At 73.0% G+C, this 15,347-nt stretch carries 12 protein-coding genes; 1 reads left to right on the forward strand and 11 read right to left on the reverse strand.

Annotated features, from left to right (window positions below; all coding sequences use genetic code 11):
* Nucleotides 1-94: 94 nt before the first annotated feature.
* Nucleotides 95-985 carry an HhH-GPD family protein gene (locus KJS59_RS17085; RefSeq protein ID WP_213453897.1) on the forward strand — a complete coding sequence of 297 codons (891 nt, stop codon included), beginning with the start codon at nt 95-97 and terminating at the stop codon, nt 983-985.
* Between the two features lie 127 nt (nt 986-1,112).
* On the opposite strand, the gene KJS59_RS17090 is transcribed toward KJS59_RS17085, so the two are convergent.
* The 11 genes from KJS59_RS17090 to KJS59_RS17140 all read right to left on the reverse strand — a co-directional run bounded on the left by KJS59_RS17090 (nt 1,113) and on the right by KJS59_RS17140 (nt 15,304).
* Nucleotides 1,113-3,179 carry a DUF6077 domain-containing protein gene (locus KJS59_RS17090; protein WP_213453898.1) on the reverse strand — a complete coding sequence of 689 codons (2,067 nt, stop codon included), beginning with the start codon at nt 3,177-3,179 and terminating at the stop codon, nt 1,113-1,115.
* A gap of 119 nt (nt 3,180-3,298) precedes the next feature.
* Nucleotides 3,299-5,830, reverse strand: coding sequence for an ATP-dependent Clp protease ATP-binding subunit (locus KJS59_RS17095; protein ID WP_213453936.1), 2,532 nt, complete (start codon nt 5,828-5,830; stop codon nt 3,299-3,301).
* A 739-nt stretch (nt 5,831-6,569) separates the two neighbouring features.
* Entirely contained in the window at nt 6,570-6,920 is a 351-nt protein-coding gene (locus KJS59_RS17100) for a histone-like nucleoid-structuring protein Lsr2 (RefSeq protein WP_213453899.1), read from the reverse strand.
* 90 nt (nt 6,921-7,010) lie between these two features.
* Nucleotides 7,011-8,465, reverse strand: coding sequence for a lysine--tRNA ligase (gene lysS, locus KJS59_RS17105; RefSeq protein ID WP_376771196.1), 1,455 nt, complete (start codon nt 8,463-8,465; stop codon nt 7,011-7,013).
* Between the two features lie 158 nt (nt 8,466-8,623).
* A complete protein-coding gene (locus KJS59_RS17110) occupies nt 8,624-9,391 on the reverse strand; it encodes a type III pantothenate kinase (protein WP_213453901.1) in 768 nt (255 codons plus the stop codon).
* Between the two features lie 5 nt (nt 9,392-9,396).
* Nucleotides 9,397-10,266 (reverse strand): carboxylating nicotinate-nucleotide diphosphorylase, encoded by an 870-nt coding sequence (gene nadC, locus KJS59_RS17115; RefSeq protein ID WP_213453902.1) that lies wholly within the window; start codon nt 10,264-10,266, stop codon nt 9,397-9,399.
* Nucleotides 10,266-11,900 carry an L-aspartate oxidase gene (locus KJS59_RS17120; protein ID WP_213453903.1) on the reverse strand — a complete coding sequence of 545 codons (1,635 nt, stop codon included), beginning with the start codon at nt 11,898-11,900 and terminating at the stop codon, nt 10,266-10,268. The genes nadC and KJS59_RS17120 overlap by 1 nt, the downstream gene beginning before the upstream one ends.
* Before the next feature lie 77 nt (nt 11,901-11,977).
* A complete protein-coding gene (locus tag KJS59_RS17125; protein ID WP_213453904.1) occupies nt 11,978-12,871 on the reverse strand; it encodes a septum formation family protein in 894 nt (297 codons plus the stop codon).
* A gap of 197 nt (nt 12,872-13,068) precedes the next feature.
* Entirely contained in the window at nt 13,069-13,500 is a 432-nt protein-coding gene (panD, locus tag KJS59_RS17130) for an aspartate 1-decarboxylase (RefSeq protein ID WP_213453905.1), read from the reverse strand.
* Nucleotides 13,500-14,333 (reverse strand): pantoate--beta-alanine ligase, encoded by an 834-nt coding sequence (gene panC, locus KJS59_RS17135; RefSeq protein WP_213453906.1) that lies wholly within the window; start codon nt 14,331-14,333, stop codon nt 13,500-13,502. The genes panD and panC overlap by 1 nt, the downstream gene beginning before the upstream one ends.
* Nucleotides 14,330-15,304, reverse strand: a complete 975-nt coding sequence (locus KJS59_RS17140; protein WP_213453907.1) for a Rossmann-like and DUF2520 domain-containing protein — start codon at nt 15,302-15,304, stop codon at nt 14,330-14,332. Before KJS59_RS17140 ends, panC begins: the two co-directional genes overlap by 4 nt.
* Nucleotides 15,305-15,347: the final 43 nt, after the last annotated feature.

Genomic DNA, 15,347 nt, shown 5'->3' on the forward strand with positions numbered 1-15,347 from the left:
TCGTCGGTCGGGCACACTGGCCTCGGGGTGAGGCGAGAATATCGACCCGAGGTTGTGTGCTTCCTGTCAGGTCTCCTGGCATGATCGGCATACCATGTCCGACCCCCGGTTCGCGGACACCCTCGTCCGCTGGTTCGACGCCGCCGCCCGCCCCCTGCCCTGGCGCGAGCCGGGCACGGGCGCCTGGCCCATTCTCGTCTCCGAGGTCATGCTCCAGCAGACACCGGTGGCGCGTGTCCTGCCGGTCTGGCACGAGTGGGTGGCCCGCTGGCCGGTGCCCGCCGCGCTGGCCGCCGACCCGCCCGCCGAGGCGATCCGGCTGTGGGGCCGGCTCGGGTACCCCCGCCGCGCGCTGCGCCTGCACCAGTGCGCCGTCGCACTGGTCGACCGGCACGGCGGCGCGGTACCCGCCGACCTGGCGGAGTTGCTGGCCCTGCCCGGCATCGGCGCCTACACGGCCCGCGCGGTCGGGGCGTTCGCGTTCGGCCAGCGCCAGCCCGTGGTCGACACGAACGTCCGGCGGGTGGTCGCCCGGGCCATCGCCGGCGCCCCCGACGCCGGACCGGCCACCACCGCCGCCGACCTGACGGCCGTCGCCGCCCTCCTGCCGAAGGAACCCGCGGCGGCGGCACGGGCGAGCGCCGCGTTCATGGAACTGGGTGCGCTGATCTGCACCGCCCGCACCCCCCGCTGCGCGTCCTGCCCGGTCGCCGCGGAGTGCACGTGGCGCGCGATCGGCAGCCCACCCGCCACCGAGCCGACCCGCCGTCCCCAGCGGTACGCGGGCACCGACCGCCAGGTCCGCGGGCTGCTGATGGCCGCGCTGCGGGAGAGCGGGGGCCCGGTGCCGCGCGAACGCCTCGACCTGGTCTGGTCCGACGGGCCGCAGCGCGACCGGGCGCTCGCCGGGCTACTCGAGGACGGCCTGGTCGAGGCCGCCGGCCGGCGCGCCTACCGCCTCCCCGGCGACCACCACGTCCGCTGATCCCGCACCCTCAACCGCCGTGTTGGCTGTGGGCCGGAGGCGCAGTCGTACGACCGCGCCTCCGGCCGTGCCGGTGTTGGGTGGAAGCGGTTACGTGGCGCCGCACTCGGCGGTGACGGGATGAGCGTTACCGTCGCCCCCGGTGCACCGGGCCGCCCGAGTGGCGCAGCTGCGGACGGAGGTCCGTACGATCGGGGCCGCCCGCGGCCGGCGCGCCGTGCCGGGGAGTGAGGCACACCAGCGACCGCACGGTGCGCTCGCCGGCCAGCCCCGCCGCGCGCAGGGCCGCGAGGCCGTTGACGTTGCCGCGCTGGAGGCACGCCACGTCCACCGGTACGGCGGCGAGCGCGGCCCGGAGACGGTCGGGCGGGGGTACCGAGCGCCGGGCGGCGAGGGCGGACAGCAGTTGCCGCTCGCCGGCCGTCCCGTCGCGCAGGGTCGCCAGGTACAACCCGCGCGGGTCGACCACCTTGACCTCGGCCGTGCGCGCGGTCATCGCCCGCATCACGCCCGGCGGGGCGAGCACCAGGTGCGCCGACGGGTAGGCCCGCAGCACGGCGGCGGCGACCCGCCCGCTGGCCGGGTCGCTCTTCCACTGCGGTCGCGACACCAGCGACGCCCGGTTCACGCCGGCCCACACCGGTACCGCCGTGAGCACGAGCAGCAACGCCAGGCTCGCACCCGGCGCGAGGACGGCCACCCGTCCCCGCACCGCCGGGCGGGGCCAGCGCGCCAGGCGGCCCAGTGACGGTACCCGCACCGAGGCCACCAGCCCGACCAGGGCCGGGGCCGGAAGGACCCACAGCATGCGCCACAGCACCGGCGCCGAGCCGGTGAGCAGCGCCGCGAGGTTCATCGCGCCGGGCAGCAGCAGGATCACCGCCACGGCCGCGGCGCCCCAGGCGAAGGCGGCCGGTACCACACCCCGGACCAGCAGCGGTCCGCACCAGACGGCGGCCGCGCCGACCACGCCCGCCGCGCCGACACCCACCACCCACCGCCAGGCCAGCGGCGCGGCCTGCAGGGTGCCGGACTCCCCCGCGGGCGCGCCCAGCGTCAGGCCCACGAGCAGGCCGCCGACCAGCGGGTACGCGGTGACCAGGGCGAGCGGGGGCGTGTCCCGGAGCCGGCCGAGGAGCACGAGGCCGAGCCCGGCGGCGACGGCGGTCAGCGGCACCACGAACGCGGCGGAGGAACTGAACCCGAGGCCGGCCACCCCGGCGGTGACCGCGAGCAGCAGGGCGAGCCGGGACCGGTCCCGGGCCCACTCGGTCAGGTACAGCCAGAGCGCCGGCAGCGCCAGCGACACCAGGATGGCCTTGCCCTGCCAGGCGCGCACCAGGTGGAACGAGCCGAACGAGGCGGCCGAGGCGCCGGACCAGAGCAGAAAGACCAGCGCCAGCAGCAGACCGGCCAGCGGCCGGCGGGGGGCCCACGCCTTCACGAGTTGCCACAGCGCGAGCACGGCCAGGACCGTGACCGCCGGCGGCAGCAGGTACCAGACCACGGAGGCGGCCGGCAGGTGCACCACCCGGGCCACGGAACCGGCGAACGCCTCGATGCTGGAGACCGGGGCCATACCCGGCAGGATCCGGCCCCCGTCGCCGAACAGGACGTCACCGACCGGCAGCCGGCCGTGCTCGGCCACCCAGACCGACCGGTTCACGTAGAACACGTCGTCGGCGTCGGGGCGCACGATGAACACCGACAGCACCCCGAGCCCGACGGCGACGAGCAGCGCAACCCCCTCCTGCCACTGCGGGACCCTGCCCTCCAGCGGCGGCTCGGCGGGCCGGCCCCGACCGGCGGTCCGCAGCCACGGGACGGCGGCCACCACGGCCAGGGCTCCGAACGCGACCAGCATCGGCCACAGCCCGGCCGCGCCCGCCACCGCCGCGAGCACACCCGCCGTGACGATCACCGCGGCCCGGACCCGGGACGGCGAAGTGACCCGCTCCCGCTCCACCTCACCCGACCGCCCGGCTTCCGATTGGTCGGCGGTGCTCCCGGCACCGCGCCCGGCGCGACGGCGGGCGGAAGCGAGGGCCACGGCGCACGGGACCGTGACCACGAGCCAGGCGGCGAGCAGCGGCCGCACCGGCGCACCGAAGGCCAGGCCGAGGTGGTACGCGACGGTCCAGACCGCGGCGGCGGCGATCGCACAGTCCACGACCCACCGGTTCACAGCCCGCATACCGGTCCCTTACCGCGAAAACCAGTCCGTATCCGGGCGAACAACCAGACCGGAGAAAGCGAACGGGCCCGTGGCACTGTGCCACGGGCCCGTCTCGCCGGTTCAGCGACCGGTGTCGACTACTCCTCCGCCGCGCCGGCCGACGCACCGCCGAGGTTCGCCGGAACCGCGTCCGGGACCTCCACCGGCTTGTCCGCGCCGCGGAACACCAGCTTGGACTTCTCGATGTCCTCCGGGTCGCCCTCGCAGTCCACGACCACGATCTGACCCGGCTTGAGCTCGTTGAACAGGATCCGCTCGGACAGGTTGTCCTCGATGTCCCGCTGGATCGTCCGGCGCAGCGGCCGGGCGCCCATGACCGGGTCGAAGCCCTTCTTCGCCAGGTACTTCTTGGCGTTGTCGGTCAGCTCGAGGCCCATGTCCTTGTTCTTCAGCTGGCTCTCGATCCGGGCGATCATGATGTCGACGATCGACAGGATCTCCCGCTCGTTGAGCTGGTGGAACACGATGGTGTCGTCGATCCGGTTCAGGAACTCCGGGCGGAAGTGCTGCTTCAGCTCGTCGTTGACCTTGGTCTTCATCCGCTCGTAGTTGGAGTCGGAGTCGTCCGAGGCCTGGAAGCCGATGGAGACCGCCTTGGCCACGTCCCGGGTGCCCAGGTTCGTGGTCAGTATGATCACCGTGTTCTTGAAGTCCACGATGCGGCCCTGCCCGTCGGTCAACCGCCCATCCTCCAGGATCTGGAGCAGGGTGTTGAACACGTCCGGGTGCGCCTTCTCGATCTCGTCGAACAGCACCACGGAGAACGGCCGGCGGCGCACCTTCTCGGTGAGCTGGCCGCCCTCGTCGTAGCCGACGTACCCCGGAGGGGCACCGACCAGGCGGGACACCGTGTACCGGTCGTGGAACTCGCTCATGTCCAGCTGGATGAGCGAATCCTCGCTGCCGAACAGGAACTCCGCCAGCGCCTTGGACAGCTCGGTCTTACCCACGCCGGACGGGCCGGCGAAGATGAACGAGCCGGACGGCCGCTTCGGGTCCTTCAGCCCGGCGCGGGTACGCCGGATCGCCTTGGACACCGCCTTGACCGCGTCCTCCTGGCCGACGACCCGCTTGTGCAGCTCGTCCTCCATGCGCAGCAGCCGGGTGGTCTCCTCCTCGGTCAGCTTGTAGACCGGGATACCGGTCCAGTTCGCCAGCACCTCGGAGATCTGCTCGTCGTCGACCTCGGACACCACGTCCAGGTCGCCGGCCTTCCACTCCTTCTCCCGCTGCGCCTTCTGGCCGAGCAGCTGCTTCTCCTTGTCCCGCAGCTGGGCGGCCCGCTCGAAGTCCTGCGCGTCGATCGCGGACTCCTTGTCCCGGCGAACCTGGGCGATCCGCTCGTCGAAGTCACGCAGGTCCGGCGGCGCGGTCATCCGGCGGATACGCATCCGGGCGCCGGCCTCGTCGATGAGGTCGATCGCCTTGTCCGGCAGGTACCGGTCGGAGATGTAGCGGTCGGCCAGGGTGGCCGCGGCGACCAGCGCGGCGTCGGTGATCGACACGCGGTGGTGCGCCTCGTACCGGTCGCGCAGGCCCTTGAGGATCTCGATGGTGTGCGCCAGCGATGGCTCACCCACCTGGATCGGCTGGAACCGGCGCTCCAGCGCGGCGTCCTTCTCCAGGTACTTGCGGTATTCGTCGAGCGTGGTCGCGCCGATGGTCTGCAGCTCGCCGCGGGCCAGCATCGGCTTGAGGATGCTTGCCGCGTCGATCGCGCCCTCGGCGGCGCCCGCGCCGACCAGGGTGTGGATCTCGTCGATGAACAGGATGATGTCGCCCCGGGTGCGGATCTCCTTGAGCACCTTCTTCAGGCGCTCCTCGAAGTCACCGCGGTACCGGGAGCCGGCGACCAGGGCGCCGAGGTCGAGCGTGTAGAGCTGCTTGTCCTTCAGCGTCTCGGGCACCTCGCCCTTGACGATCTTCTGGGACAGGCCCTCGACGACGGCGGTCTTGCCGACGCCGGGCTCACCGATCAGGACCGGGTTGTTCTTGGTACGGCGGGAGAGCACCTGCATCACCCGCTCGATCTCCTTCTCGCGCCCGATGACCGGGTCGAGCTTGCCCTCGCGGGCCGCCTGGGTCAGGTTCCGCCCGAACTGGTCGAGCACCAGGCTGGTCGACGGGGCCGCCTCGCCGGTGGCCGCGCCGGCCGCGGCCGGCTCCTTGCCCTGGTAGCCGGAGAGCAGCTGGATGACCTGCTGGCGGACCCGGTTCAGGTCGGCGCCGAGCTTGACCAGCACCTGGGCCGCGACACCCTCGCCCTCACGGATCAGGCCGAGCAGGATGTGCTCCGTGCCGATGTAGTTGTGGCCGAGCTGCAGCGCCTCGCGCAACGACAGCTCGAGGACCTTCTTGGCCCGGGGGGTGAACGGGATGTGCCCGCTCGGCGCCTGCTGGCCCTGGCCGATGATCTCCTCGACCTGCTGCCGGACGCCCTCCAGCGAGATGCCGAGGCTCTCCAGAGCCTTGGCCGCGACGCCCTCGCCCTCGTGGATAAGCCCGAGCAGGATGTGCTCGGTGCCGATGTAGTTGTGGTTGAGCATCCGGGCTTCTTCCTGAGCCAGGACGACAACCCGTCGCGCTCGGTCGGTGAACCGCTCGAACATGCCCTCGTGCTCCTCACGTGCCGTGCGCCAGTGGATCTTGGCGGGGCTCCGCACGGACCCCGACTGGGTATCCGTTCCATCACTCTATCGCCGCGGACTGACTCATCCGACCCTGTGCACCAGGTACCGGCGCCCGTCCGCGCACCTTTTGCCCAACTCCGGAGTGCCCCACGGTGTTCCCGCCACAACCGGCTACGCCGACAGCGAAATCGGTCTCCGGCGGGTCCGGCCCCGGCACGCCGTCCCCAGGGTTGTCCACAGGCCCGGCCACCGTCCTCCACAGCCTGTGGATAACCTCGCGGACGGGAAGCCGACGGTCGCGCGGCGGTCCCGGCGGACCCACCGACGACCTTCCGCTCTTGATCAAGTCCCGGGACGGCGCTCGACGATCAGGCCGGGAGTGCGGCGAGCGCACAAGCAGCGACCGCGGGAAGCGCAGCCACCGCACGGGGCACGCACCGCATGGCGCCCGTCGGGGAGCCGCCGGACCGCGGCGCGGAGCACAGGGTGCGAAACGGTACGACGCGCCGGGGCAACCGCACCGCACGGGAAGCCCCCATGGGGGCGAGGGCCGGCGAGCCTCCAGGCCCGAGGGCAGGCCGGGCCTTGAGCAGGCGGGCGCGCGGCGCGGGCGCAGGCAGGAGGGCGCGCGGCGCAGGCGCTGGAAGGAGCGCGGGCATGGGAAAGGCCCGCGGCGTTGGTGCCGCCGCGGGCCGTCAACCTGCTTCGCCGGCGCCGATCACCGCCCGGCGCTGGCGTGGTACTCCTGCACGATGTCGGCCGGGATCCGGCCCCGGTCGGAGATCTCCTTGCCGGCGCGCTTCGCCCAGGCCCGGATCGCCCGGTTCTGCTCGCGGTCCGCGGCCGCGACGCCGCGACCCCGGGCCGCCCGGCCGCCGACCACCACGCCGCCGCGCCCGACCTTCTGGCCGGCCGCCAGGTACGGGGCCAAAACGTCCCGCAATTTGCCGGCGTTCTTCTTCGACAGATCGATCTCGTACTGAATCCCGTCGAGCGCGAACTTCACGGTCTCTTCGGCATCCCCGCCATCGATGTCGTCAACGAGCTTGTGAATGATCTGCTTCGCCACGCGCGGTTACCCTCCGAGCACATACTTCGCCGCTACTTTAATCGAAACAATAGCGAACCTCGGGCGGCGTGCGTCAACCGCATCCGAAAACTACTCCGGCCGGACCAGCGGGAACAGGATGGTTTCGCGAATCCCGAGCCCGGTCAGCGCCATCAGCAACCTGTCGATTCCCATTCCCATACCGCCGCTGGGCGGCATTCCGTACTCCATCGCGCGGAGGAAGTCCTCGTCCAGCGGCATCGCCTCGTCGTCCCCCCGGGCCGCCTGGCGGGCCTGGGCCACCAGGCGCTGGCGCTGCACCACCGGGTCCACCAGCTCGGAGTAGCCGGTGCCCAGCTCGAAGCCCTGCACGTACAGGTCCCACTTCTCGGCCAGGCCGGGCTCGGTGCGGTGCGCGCGGGTCAGCGGCGAGGTCTCCTCCGGGTAGTCGCGCACGAACGTCGGCGCCCGCAACTCGGGCACCACGAGGTGCTCGAACAACTCCTCGGCCAGCTTGCCGGGGCCCCACTTCGGGTCGACCGGCAGGGCGTGCTTGTCGGCGAGTTCGACCAGCCGGACCATCGGCGTGCGGACCGTGACCTGGTCGCCGACGGCCTCGGAGAGCACACCGAACAGGGTCACCTCGCGCCACTGCCCACCCAGGTCCACCTCGCTACCGTCGTGGTGGACCACGGTGGTGGACCCGGTGAGCGCCGCGGCGGCCGCCTGGACCAGCTCGCGGGTCAGGGTGGCCACCGTGTCGTAGTCCCCATATGCCTGATATGTCTCCAGCATCGCGAATTCCGGCGAGTGCGACGAGTCCATGCCCTCGTTGCGGAAATTCCGGTTGATCTCGAAGACGCGGTCGATGCCGCCCACCACGCAGCGCTTCAGGAATAGTTCCGGAGCGATGCGAAGGTACAGCTGCGTGTCCAGGGCATTGCTATGCGTCACGAAAGGGCGGGCCGCCGCACCGCCGTGCAGCAACTGGAGCATCGGGGTCTCGACCTCGACGAAGCCGCGCGCGTGCAGCGAATCGCGGAGACTGCGTACCACCGTGGCCCGGGTGCGCACGTTGTCCCGGGCCTGCGGCCGGACGATCAGGTCCACGTACCGCTGCCGGACGCGGGCCTCCTCGCTCAACGGCTTGTGCGCGACCGGCAGGGGGCGCAGCGCCTTCGCGGTCATCACCCACTCGTCGGCCAGCACCGACAGCTCACCCCGCCGGCTCGTGATCACCTCGCCGGTGACGCCGACATGGTCCCCGAGGTCGACCAGGTGCTTCCAGCTGTCCAGCGCCGGCGCGCCCACCCGGTCCAGGGAGAGCATGGCCTGCAACTCGGTGCCGTCGCCGTCGCGCAGGGTGGCGAAGCACAGCTTGCCGGTGTTCCGCATGAAGATGACGCGGCCGGCGACCGCGACCCGGTCACCGGTGGCCGTGTCGGTGGGCAGGTCCGCGTACCTGGCGCGCACCTGGGCGAGCGAGGCGGTGCGGGGGAAGGCGACGGGATACGGCTCGCGGCCCTCGGCCAGGATCCGGTCCCGCTTCTCCCGGCGGATCCGCATCTGCTCCGGAAGGTCATCAGCGGCGTCCACGGCGGGGTTCTCGGTCACGGCGGGCTCTCTGGCTCGGTGGGAAACGTCGCGCCAAGCCTACTCAGCGCCCCCGCACCAGCCCCACCCGATATACCGCCCCCATCGGGTACACCGCCGCACGGGAGACGTCAGGCGGACGCCATGTTCTTCTCGTAGACCATCCGCAGCCCGATCAGCGTGATCATCGGCTCGTGCCCGGTCACCGAGCGGCACTCGCCGAGCACCACGGGCGCCAGGCCACCGGTCGCGATCACGGCGCGCAGCGGGCCCAGCTCCTCCGCCATCCGCTCCACGATCCGGTCGATCAGGCCCGCGTACCCGAAGTACATGCCGGACTGGAGGCACTCGACCGTGTTCTTGCCGATGACCGAGCGGGGCCTGGCCGGCTCGACCTTGCGCAACTGGGCGGCGCGGGCGGCGAGCGCGTCGAAGGAGATCTCGATGCCCGGGGTGAAGGCGCCGCCGAGGAACTCGCCGCGCGCGCTGATCACGTCGAACGTGGTGGTGGTACCGATGTCCACCACGATCGACGGGCCGCCGTAGAGGGTGAACGCGGCCAGCGTGTTCACCACCCGGTCGGCGCCCACCTCCTTGGGGTTGTCGATCGCGAGTTGCACGCCGGTCTTCACGCCGGGCTCCACGATCACGGTGGGGAGGTGGCCGTAGTACCGGCCCAGCATGGTCCGCAGCGAGCGCAGCGCGGCGGGAACCGTGGAGCAGGCGGCGACACCGGTGATCTCCACGGCGTCCCCGGCGAGCAGGCCGCGGTAGAGCAGGCCCATCTCGTCGGCGGTGGCCCGGGCGTCCGTCTTGATCCGCCAGTGGTGCACGATCTTGTCGCCCTCGAACGTGGCCAGGACCGTGTTGGTGTTACCGATGTCGATGCACAGCAGCATGCGGCTCAGCTCCGGGGGCGCAGATCCAGGGCGATGTCCAAGATAGGCGAGGAGTGCGTGAGGGCGCCCACCGACAGGTAGTCCACGCCGGTCAGCGCGTACTCGCGGGCCACGTCGAGGGTGAGCCCGCCGGTCGCCTCCAGTTCCGCCCGGCCGCCGACCGCGGCGACCACCTCGGCCAGCAGCGCGGGCGTCATGTTGTCGCAGAGCAGGAAGTCCGCGCCCGCCTCGACCGCCTCGACCGCCTCGACCACATCGGTCACCTCCACCTGCACGGGTACCGCCGGGAAGGCTTCCCTGATCCGGCGGTAGGCGGCGGCGACGCCCCCGGCGGCGAGCTTGTGGTTGTCCTTGACCATCGCCACGTCGTACAGGCCCATGCGCTTGTTGGTGCCCCCGCCGGCCCGCACCGCGTACTTCTCCAGGACGCGCAGCCCCGGCGTGGTCTTGCGGGTGTCCAGCACCGTGGCGCCGGTGCCCTCCAGGGCATCCGCCCAGTCCCGGGTGTGCGTGGCGACGCCGGACATCCGGCAGAGCAGGTTCAGCGCGGTGCGCTCGGCGGTGAGCAGCGCCCGGGTCGGGCCGGTGACCGTGGCGAGCACGTCGCCGCGGGCCACCCGGGTACCGTCCGCGACCTTGAGCTCCACCCGGACGGCCCCGGGCGCGCGGGCGTGGTCGATCGCCGCCCGGAAGACCGCCGCCGCGACCTCCAGCCCGGCCACCACCCCGGCGGCTCGGGCCACCACGTCGGCGGTGTCGGTCTGCTCGGCCGGGATCGTCGCCACGCTGGTCACGTCGACGCCGTCCGGCCCGCCGAGATCCTCCTCCAGGGCGGTCCGCACGATCCGCTCCACGGCGGCCGGGTCCAGGGTCATCACGCCTCCCAGGTGGGTACGAGGTGGCCGGTGGGGTCGATCGCGCCGAGCAGGTGACCGACCCACTCGGGGCGGGCCGACGGGAAGTCCTCGCGCCAGTGGCAGCCGCGCGTCTCCTCCCGGGCATACGCCGCACCGACCAGCGCCGACGCGACGGTCACCAGGTTGGTGGCCTCCCAGCTGGCCATGCGCGGCGTGGACCCGCCCTCGACCAGTCGGCTCAGCCGCGCGCCGGTCTCCGCCAGCGTCTCGGCGGAGCGCAGCACGCCCGCGCCCCGGGTCATGGCCCGCTGCATCGGCACCCGGATGCCGGGATCGGCCACCCAGTCGCCGCCGGCGCCACCGATGGTGACCGGTTCACCCTGATCGGGCAGGGAGCGGGCGATGTCGGCGGCGATCCGGCGGGCGAACACCAACCCCTCCAGCAGCGAGTTGCTGGCCAGCCGGTTCGCGCCGTGCACCCCGGTGCAGGCGACCTCGCCGCACGCGTACAGGCCGGGAATGGAGGTGCGGCCGTGCAGGTCCGTGCGGACACCCCCGGACGCGTAGTGCGCCGCGGGTGCGACCGGGATCAACTCCTCGCCCGGGTCGATGCCGGCCGACCGGCACGAGGCCACGATGGTCGGGAAGCGCCGGGCCAGGAACTCGCCGCCCAGGTGGCGGGCGTCCAGGTAGACGTGCTCGGCACCGGCGGCGAGCAGCACCCGGTGAATGCCCTTCGCGACCACGTCCCGCGGCGCCAACTCGGCCAGCTCGTGCTGACCCACCATGAACCGCTTGCCGTCGGCGTCCACGAGGTACGCGCCCTCGCCGCGCAGCGCCTCGGACACGAGCGGCTGCTGGGGCGAGCCGGTCGCGCCGCCCAGGAACAGCGCCGTGGGGTGGAACTGGACGAACTCCACGTCGGTCACGACCGCGCCGGCCCGCAGGGCGAGGGCCACCCCGTCGCCGGTGGAGACCGAGGGGTTCGTGGTGGCCGCGTAGATCTGGCCCATCCCGCCGGTCGCCAGCACCACGGCGCGCGCCTCGATCGCGCCGACGCCGTCCTCCGTGCCCTCGCCGAGCACGTGCAGGGTGAGCCCGCAGGCCCGCCCGTCGGCCGCCCGGAGCAGGTCCAGGACCAGCGCGTGCTCCACCAGCCGGATCCACGGGTCCCGGCGGACCGCGGCGTGCAGGGCCCGCTGGACCTCCGCGCCGGTCGCGTCGCCGCCCGCGTGGACGATCCGGTCCGCGTGGTGGCCGCCCTCGCGGGTCAGCATCAGCGAGCCGTCCGGGTGCCGGTCGAACTCGGCGCCCAACCGCATCAACTCGCGGACCCGGGTCGGGCCCTCCGCCACCAGCACGCCCACCGCCGCCTCGTCGCACAGGCCCACGCCGGCGACCAGCGTGTCCTGGGCGTGCGCGGCCGGTGTGTCCAGCGGGTCCAGGACGGCGGCGATACCGCCCTGTGCCCAGCGGGTCGACCCGTCGTCGATGCGGACCTTGGTCACGACGGTGACGTGCAGGCCCGCCTCGCGCAGGTGGAGTGCCGCGGTCAGCCCGGCGATCCCGGAGCCGACCACCACCACGTCCGTCCGCTCGGACCAGCCGGGGTCGGGCGCCCGGAGCCGGCGCGGCAGGGAAGGCAAGTGCATCCCGTCAGTCAACCGCGCCGGGGCGCCGCGGTGGGCGGCGCCCCCTGTGATCTAGCCCGCCTGTGATCTGAGCGACCTCAGTTGATGGGCAGCGCGCCCGTGCCGGCGCCCTTCAGCGACTTGGTCTGGTTTTTCTTGTCCAGCCAGATGTGGCACAGCACGCCGCGGTTGCCCCGCTCCCACTCGGTGCGCCCGAGCGGGGTCACGATCGTGCCGTACCGGTAGACCGTGTTCCCGTCGTTCGGGACGTTCGCCCAGCCCGCCACCATCGAGCGGCACGCCTTGTGGTACGCGTCGTAGGTGCCGCTGGTCGGGGCCTTGTAGGCGCCGTCCGGCGCGGTGTAGACGCCCACGAACTCGGCGTTGTGCGTCTTGGTGCAGGCGGTCGGGGTCATCTTGTCGACGCTGTTGTTCTTCAGCGTGACCGCGTAACAGGTGTATCCCAGGGCCCGGCTGCCGCCGAGCGCCCCCTTGATCGAACCTTCGCGGGCGACGAAGTCGCTGTCGTCCTTGCCGACCGTCTCCATCAGGTCGCACCGGAACCAGCGGGCGCCACCGGACCAGGCGTCCGTGGACGGCAGCACCATGCCCAGGTACACGCGCCCGGAGCGCCAGTCGGCACCGAGGTACTCCTTGGCCTTGCCGGCGCACTCCGCGTACGCGGCCTTCATCGCGGCCGAACTGGCGGTGGGCGGGGTGTTCGAGTCCACGTCGCCGTCGGCGAACGTGCCCACGTACGCGGTCTCGGACTCGTGCTTCTTGGCGCAGTCCACCGGCTCGTAGCTGGACAGGTACCCGGTCTCCTTGAAGGTCTCGTGGCACGTGTCCGCGGCCGGGACGAACGGCTTGGGTTCGCCGATCGCGGGCCAGCCGTTGGTGAGCGAACCGTCCACGCCGGCCGGCTTGCCGCAGCCGGCCAGGGTCACGGCCGTCACGACCACCAGCGCCACGGCGGCCAAGCTTCGTCGCATTCCCGCGCACCTCCCCCGGAAGCGGGCTCCGGCCGCTCCGGTTGGGCAGCATACGTCACCCGAACCAGCGGACGCCGACCCTGCACCCCGCCCCCCCCCACCGCCACCACCAGCCGACCTTGGGCTGGTGGCGCCCGGGTTGGGCGGTTACGGAGTGCTTGATCCCGCCACAAATCCAAGATCGACAGAGGCTCCGGTCAGGCGGGGAGGGGGACGGAGCGACCGGAGCGGGCGGGGTCGCCCGCGGTGCCGGGAACGGCGGCGCCGGGGTCGCCACCCAGCTCGATGATCTTGTTCTCGGCGTCCACGTGCACGACGCGCGGCCGGTAGGAGCGGGCCTCCGCGTCGTCCATCTGCCCGTACGAGATGAGAATCACCAGGTCGCCGGGGTGCACCAGGTGGGCGGCGGCCCCGTTGATGCCGATGACGCCGCTGCCCCGCTCGCCCGGGATCACATACGTCTCCAGCCGGGCGCCGTTGGTCACGTCCACGATCGCCACCTGCTCGCCCGCAAGCAGGTCGGCGGCGTCCAGCAGGTCCTGGTCGACCGTGACCGAGCCCACGTAGTGCAGGTCGGCCTGCGTGACCGTGGCCCGATGGATCTTGGACTTGAGCATGGTACGGAACATCAGCGCAACTCCAGCGGTGCGTTGTCGATGAGTCGGGTGGCGCCCACCCAGGCCGCCACGAGCAGCCGCGCCGGGCCGTGCGCCGGCGCCGGGCCGAGCGCGGGATCGGTGAGGACCAGGTAGTCCAGCTTGGCGCCGGGCGCCCCGTCGAGCACAGCCCGGGCGGCGGCGTGCACCGCCTCCGGCCCCTCCCCACCCCCGGCGGCGGCCGCCCCGGCCCGCAGCGCACCGGACAGCGCCAGCGCCGCGCCGCGCTCCTCCGCCGACAGGAACCGGTTGCGGCTGGACAGGGCCAGCCCGTCCGGCTCCCGCACCGTGGGCACCTCCACCACCCGGACCGGCAGGTCCAGGTCGGTGACCATCCGGCGGATCAGGGTGAGCTGCTGATAGTCCTTCGCGCCGAAGAACGCCAGGTCGGGGCGGGTGAGCTGGAACAGCTTCAGCACCACGGTGAGCACACCGTGGAAGAACCCCGGCCGGCTCGCGCCCTCCAGCACCTCGCCCAGCGGCCCCGGTTGCAGCCGCACCTGCGGCTCGCCGGCCGGGTACATCTCCGCGCGGGACGGGACGAACACCGTGTCCACCCCGGTCCGGCGGCAGACCTCCAGGTCCGCGTCCAGCGTCCGGGGGTACCGGTCGAAGTCCTCGTTCGGGCCGAACTGCAGCGGGTTGACGAAGATCGTGACGACCACGTGGTCCGACCGCTCCCGGGCGGCCCGGATCAGCGCCTCGTGCCCCTCGTGCAGGGCACCCATGGTCGGCACCACCCCGACCGTCCCGACCGCGGCTCGGCGGGCGTCCGCCACCTCGGCCCGGGTCCGTACCACCCTCATGCGCTCGCCTCCTCGCGGGTTGCGTCCCCGACCGGGGTCCGCCCGGCACCCGCCGCGTCGGCGAGAACCTCCAGCAGCGGCTCCGCGTCGATCGGGCGGAGCCGGCCGGCGGCGATCGCCCGCGCCGCGGTGCGCCGGGCCAACGCCAGGTAGGCCGGCACCGAGTCGGGCGCCGAGGCGCTGAGCCGGCGCAGGTGGCGGGCGACGGTACCGGCGTCGCCCCGGGACACCGGGCCGGTCAGCGCCTCGTCACCCAGGGCCAACGCGTTCTCCAGCGCCGCGTGCAGCAGCGGGGAGAGCACCTTGGCGGGGTCGGTCACGCCCGCGTCCCGCAGCCGGTCGGCCGCCTCGTTCACCAGCGTGACCAGGTGGTTCGCGCCGTGCGCCAGCGCCGCGTGGTACAGCGGCCGGTCCGCCTCCGCGACCCACTCCACGACCCCACCGAGGTCCGCCACCAGCCGGGTGGCGAACGGGCGCAGGTCCGCCGGCGCGGTCACCCCGAACGACGTCCCGGGCAGCCGCGCCAGGTCGGCGGCGGTACCGGTGAAGGTCATCGCCGGGTGCACGGCCAGCGGGCGGGCGCCGCGCGGCACCACCGGGGCGAGCACGGCCAACCCGTGCGCGCCGGACGTGTGGGCCACGATCTGGCCCGGTCGCAGCGCGCCGGTGGTGGCCAGGCCCGACACCACGCCAGCGAGCGCGTCGTCGGGTACGGCCAGGATCAGCAGATCGGTCGCGGCGCGGGCCACCTCGTCGGCGGGCAGGTGCGCCGCGCCGGGCAGCAGCCGGGAGTTCCGCTCCCGGGAGGCGGTGGAAACGCCGGCCGCGGCCACCACCCGGTGGCCCGCCCGGGCCAGGGCCGCGCCCAGCACGGCGCCGACCCGCCCGGCGCCGACGACGCCAAGGTCAAGGCTCATGTCGTGATCCAGTCCTCGTAGGGGTACCGGTCGTGGTCGAATTATCGCCCGCATCCCGGGATGCTGGGCATGTCTGTGACGATCCTCGCCGGCGGCT

Source organism: Rhizomonospora bruguierae, from assembly GCF_018397995.1.
GTDB lineage: Bacteria > Actinomycetota > Actinomycetes > Mycobacteriales > Micromonosporaceae > Rhizomonospora > Rhizomonospora bruguierae.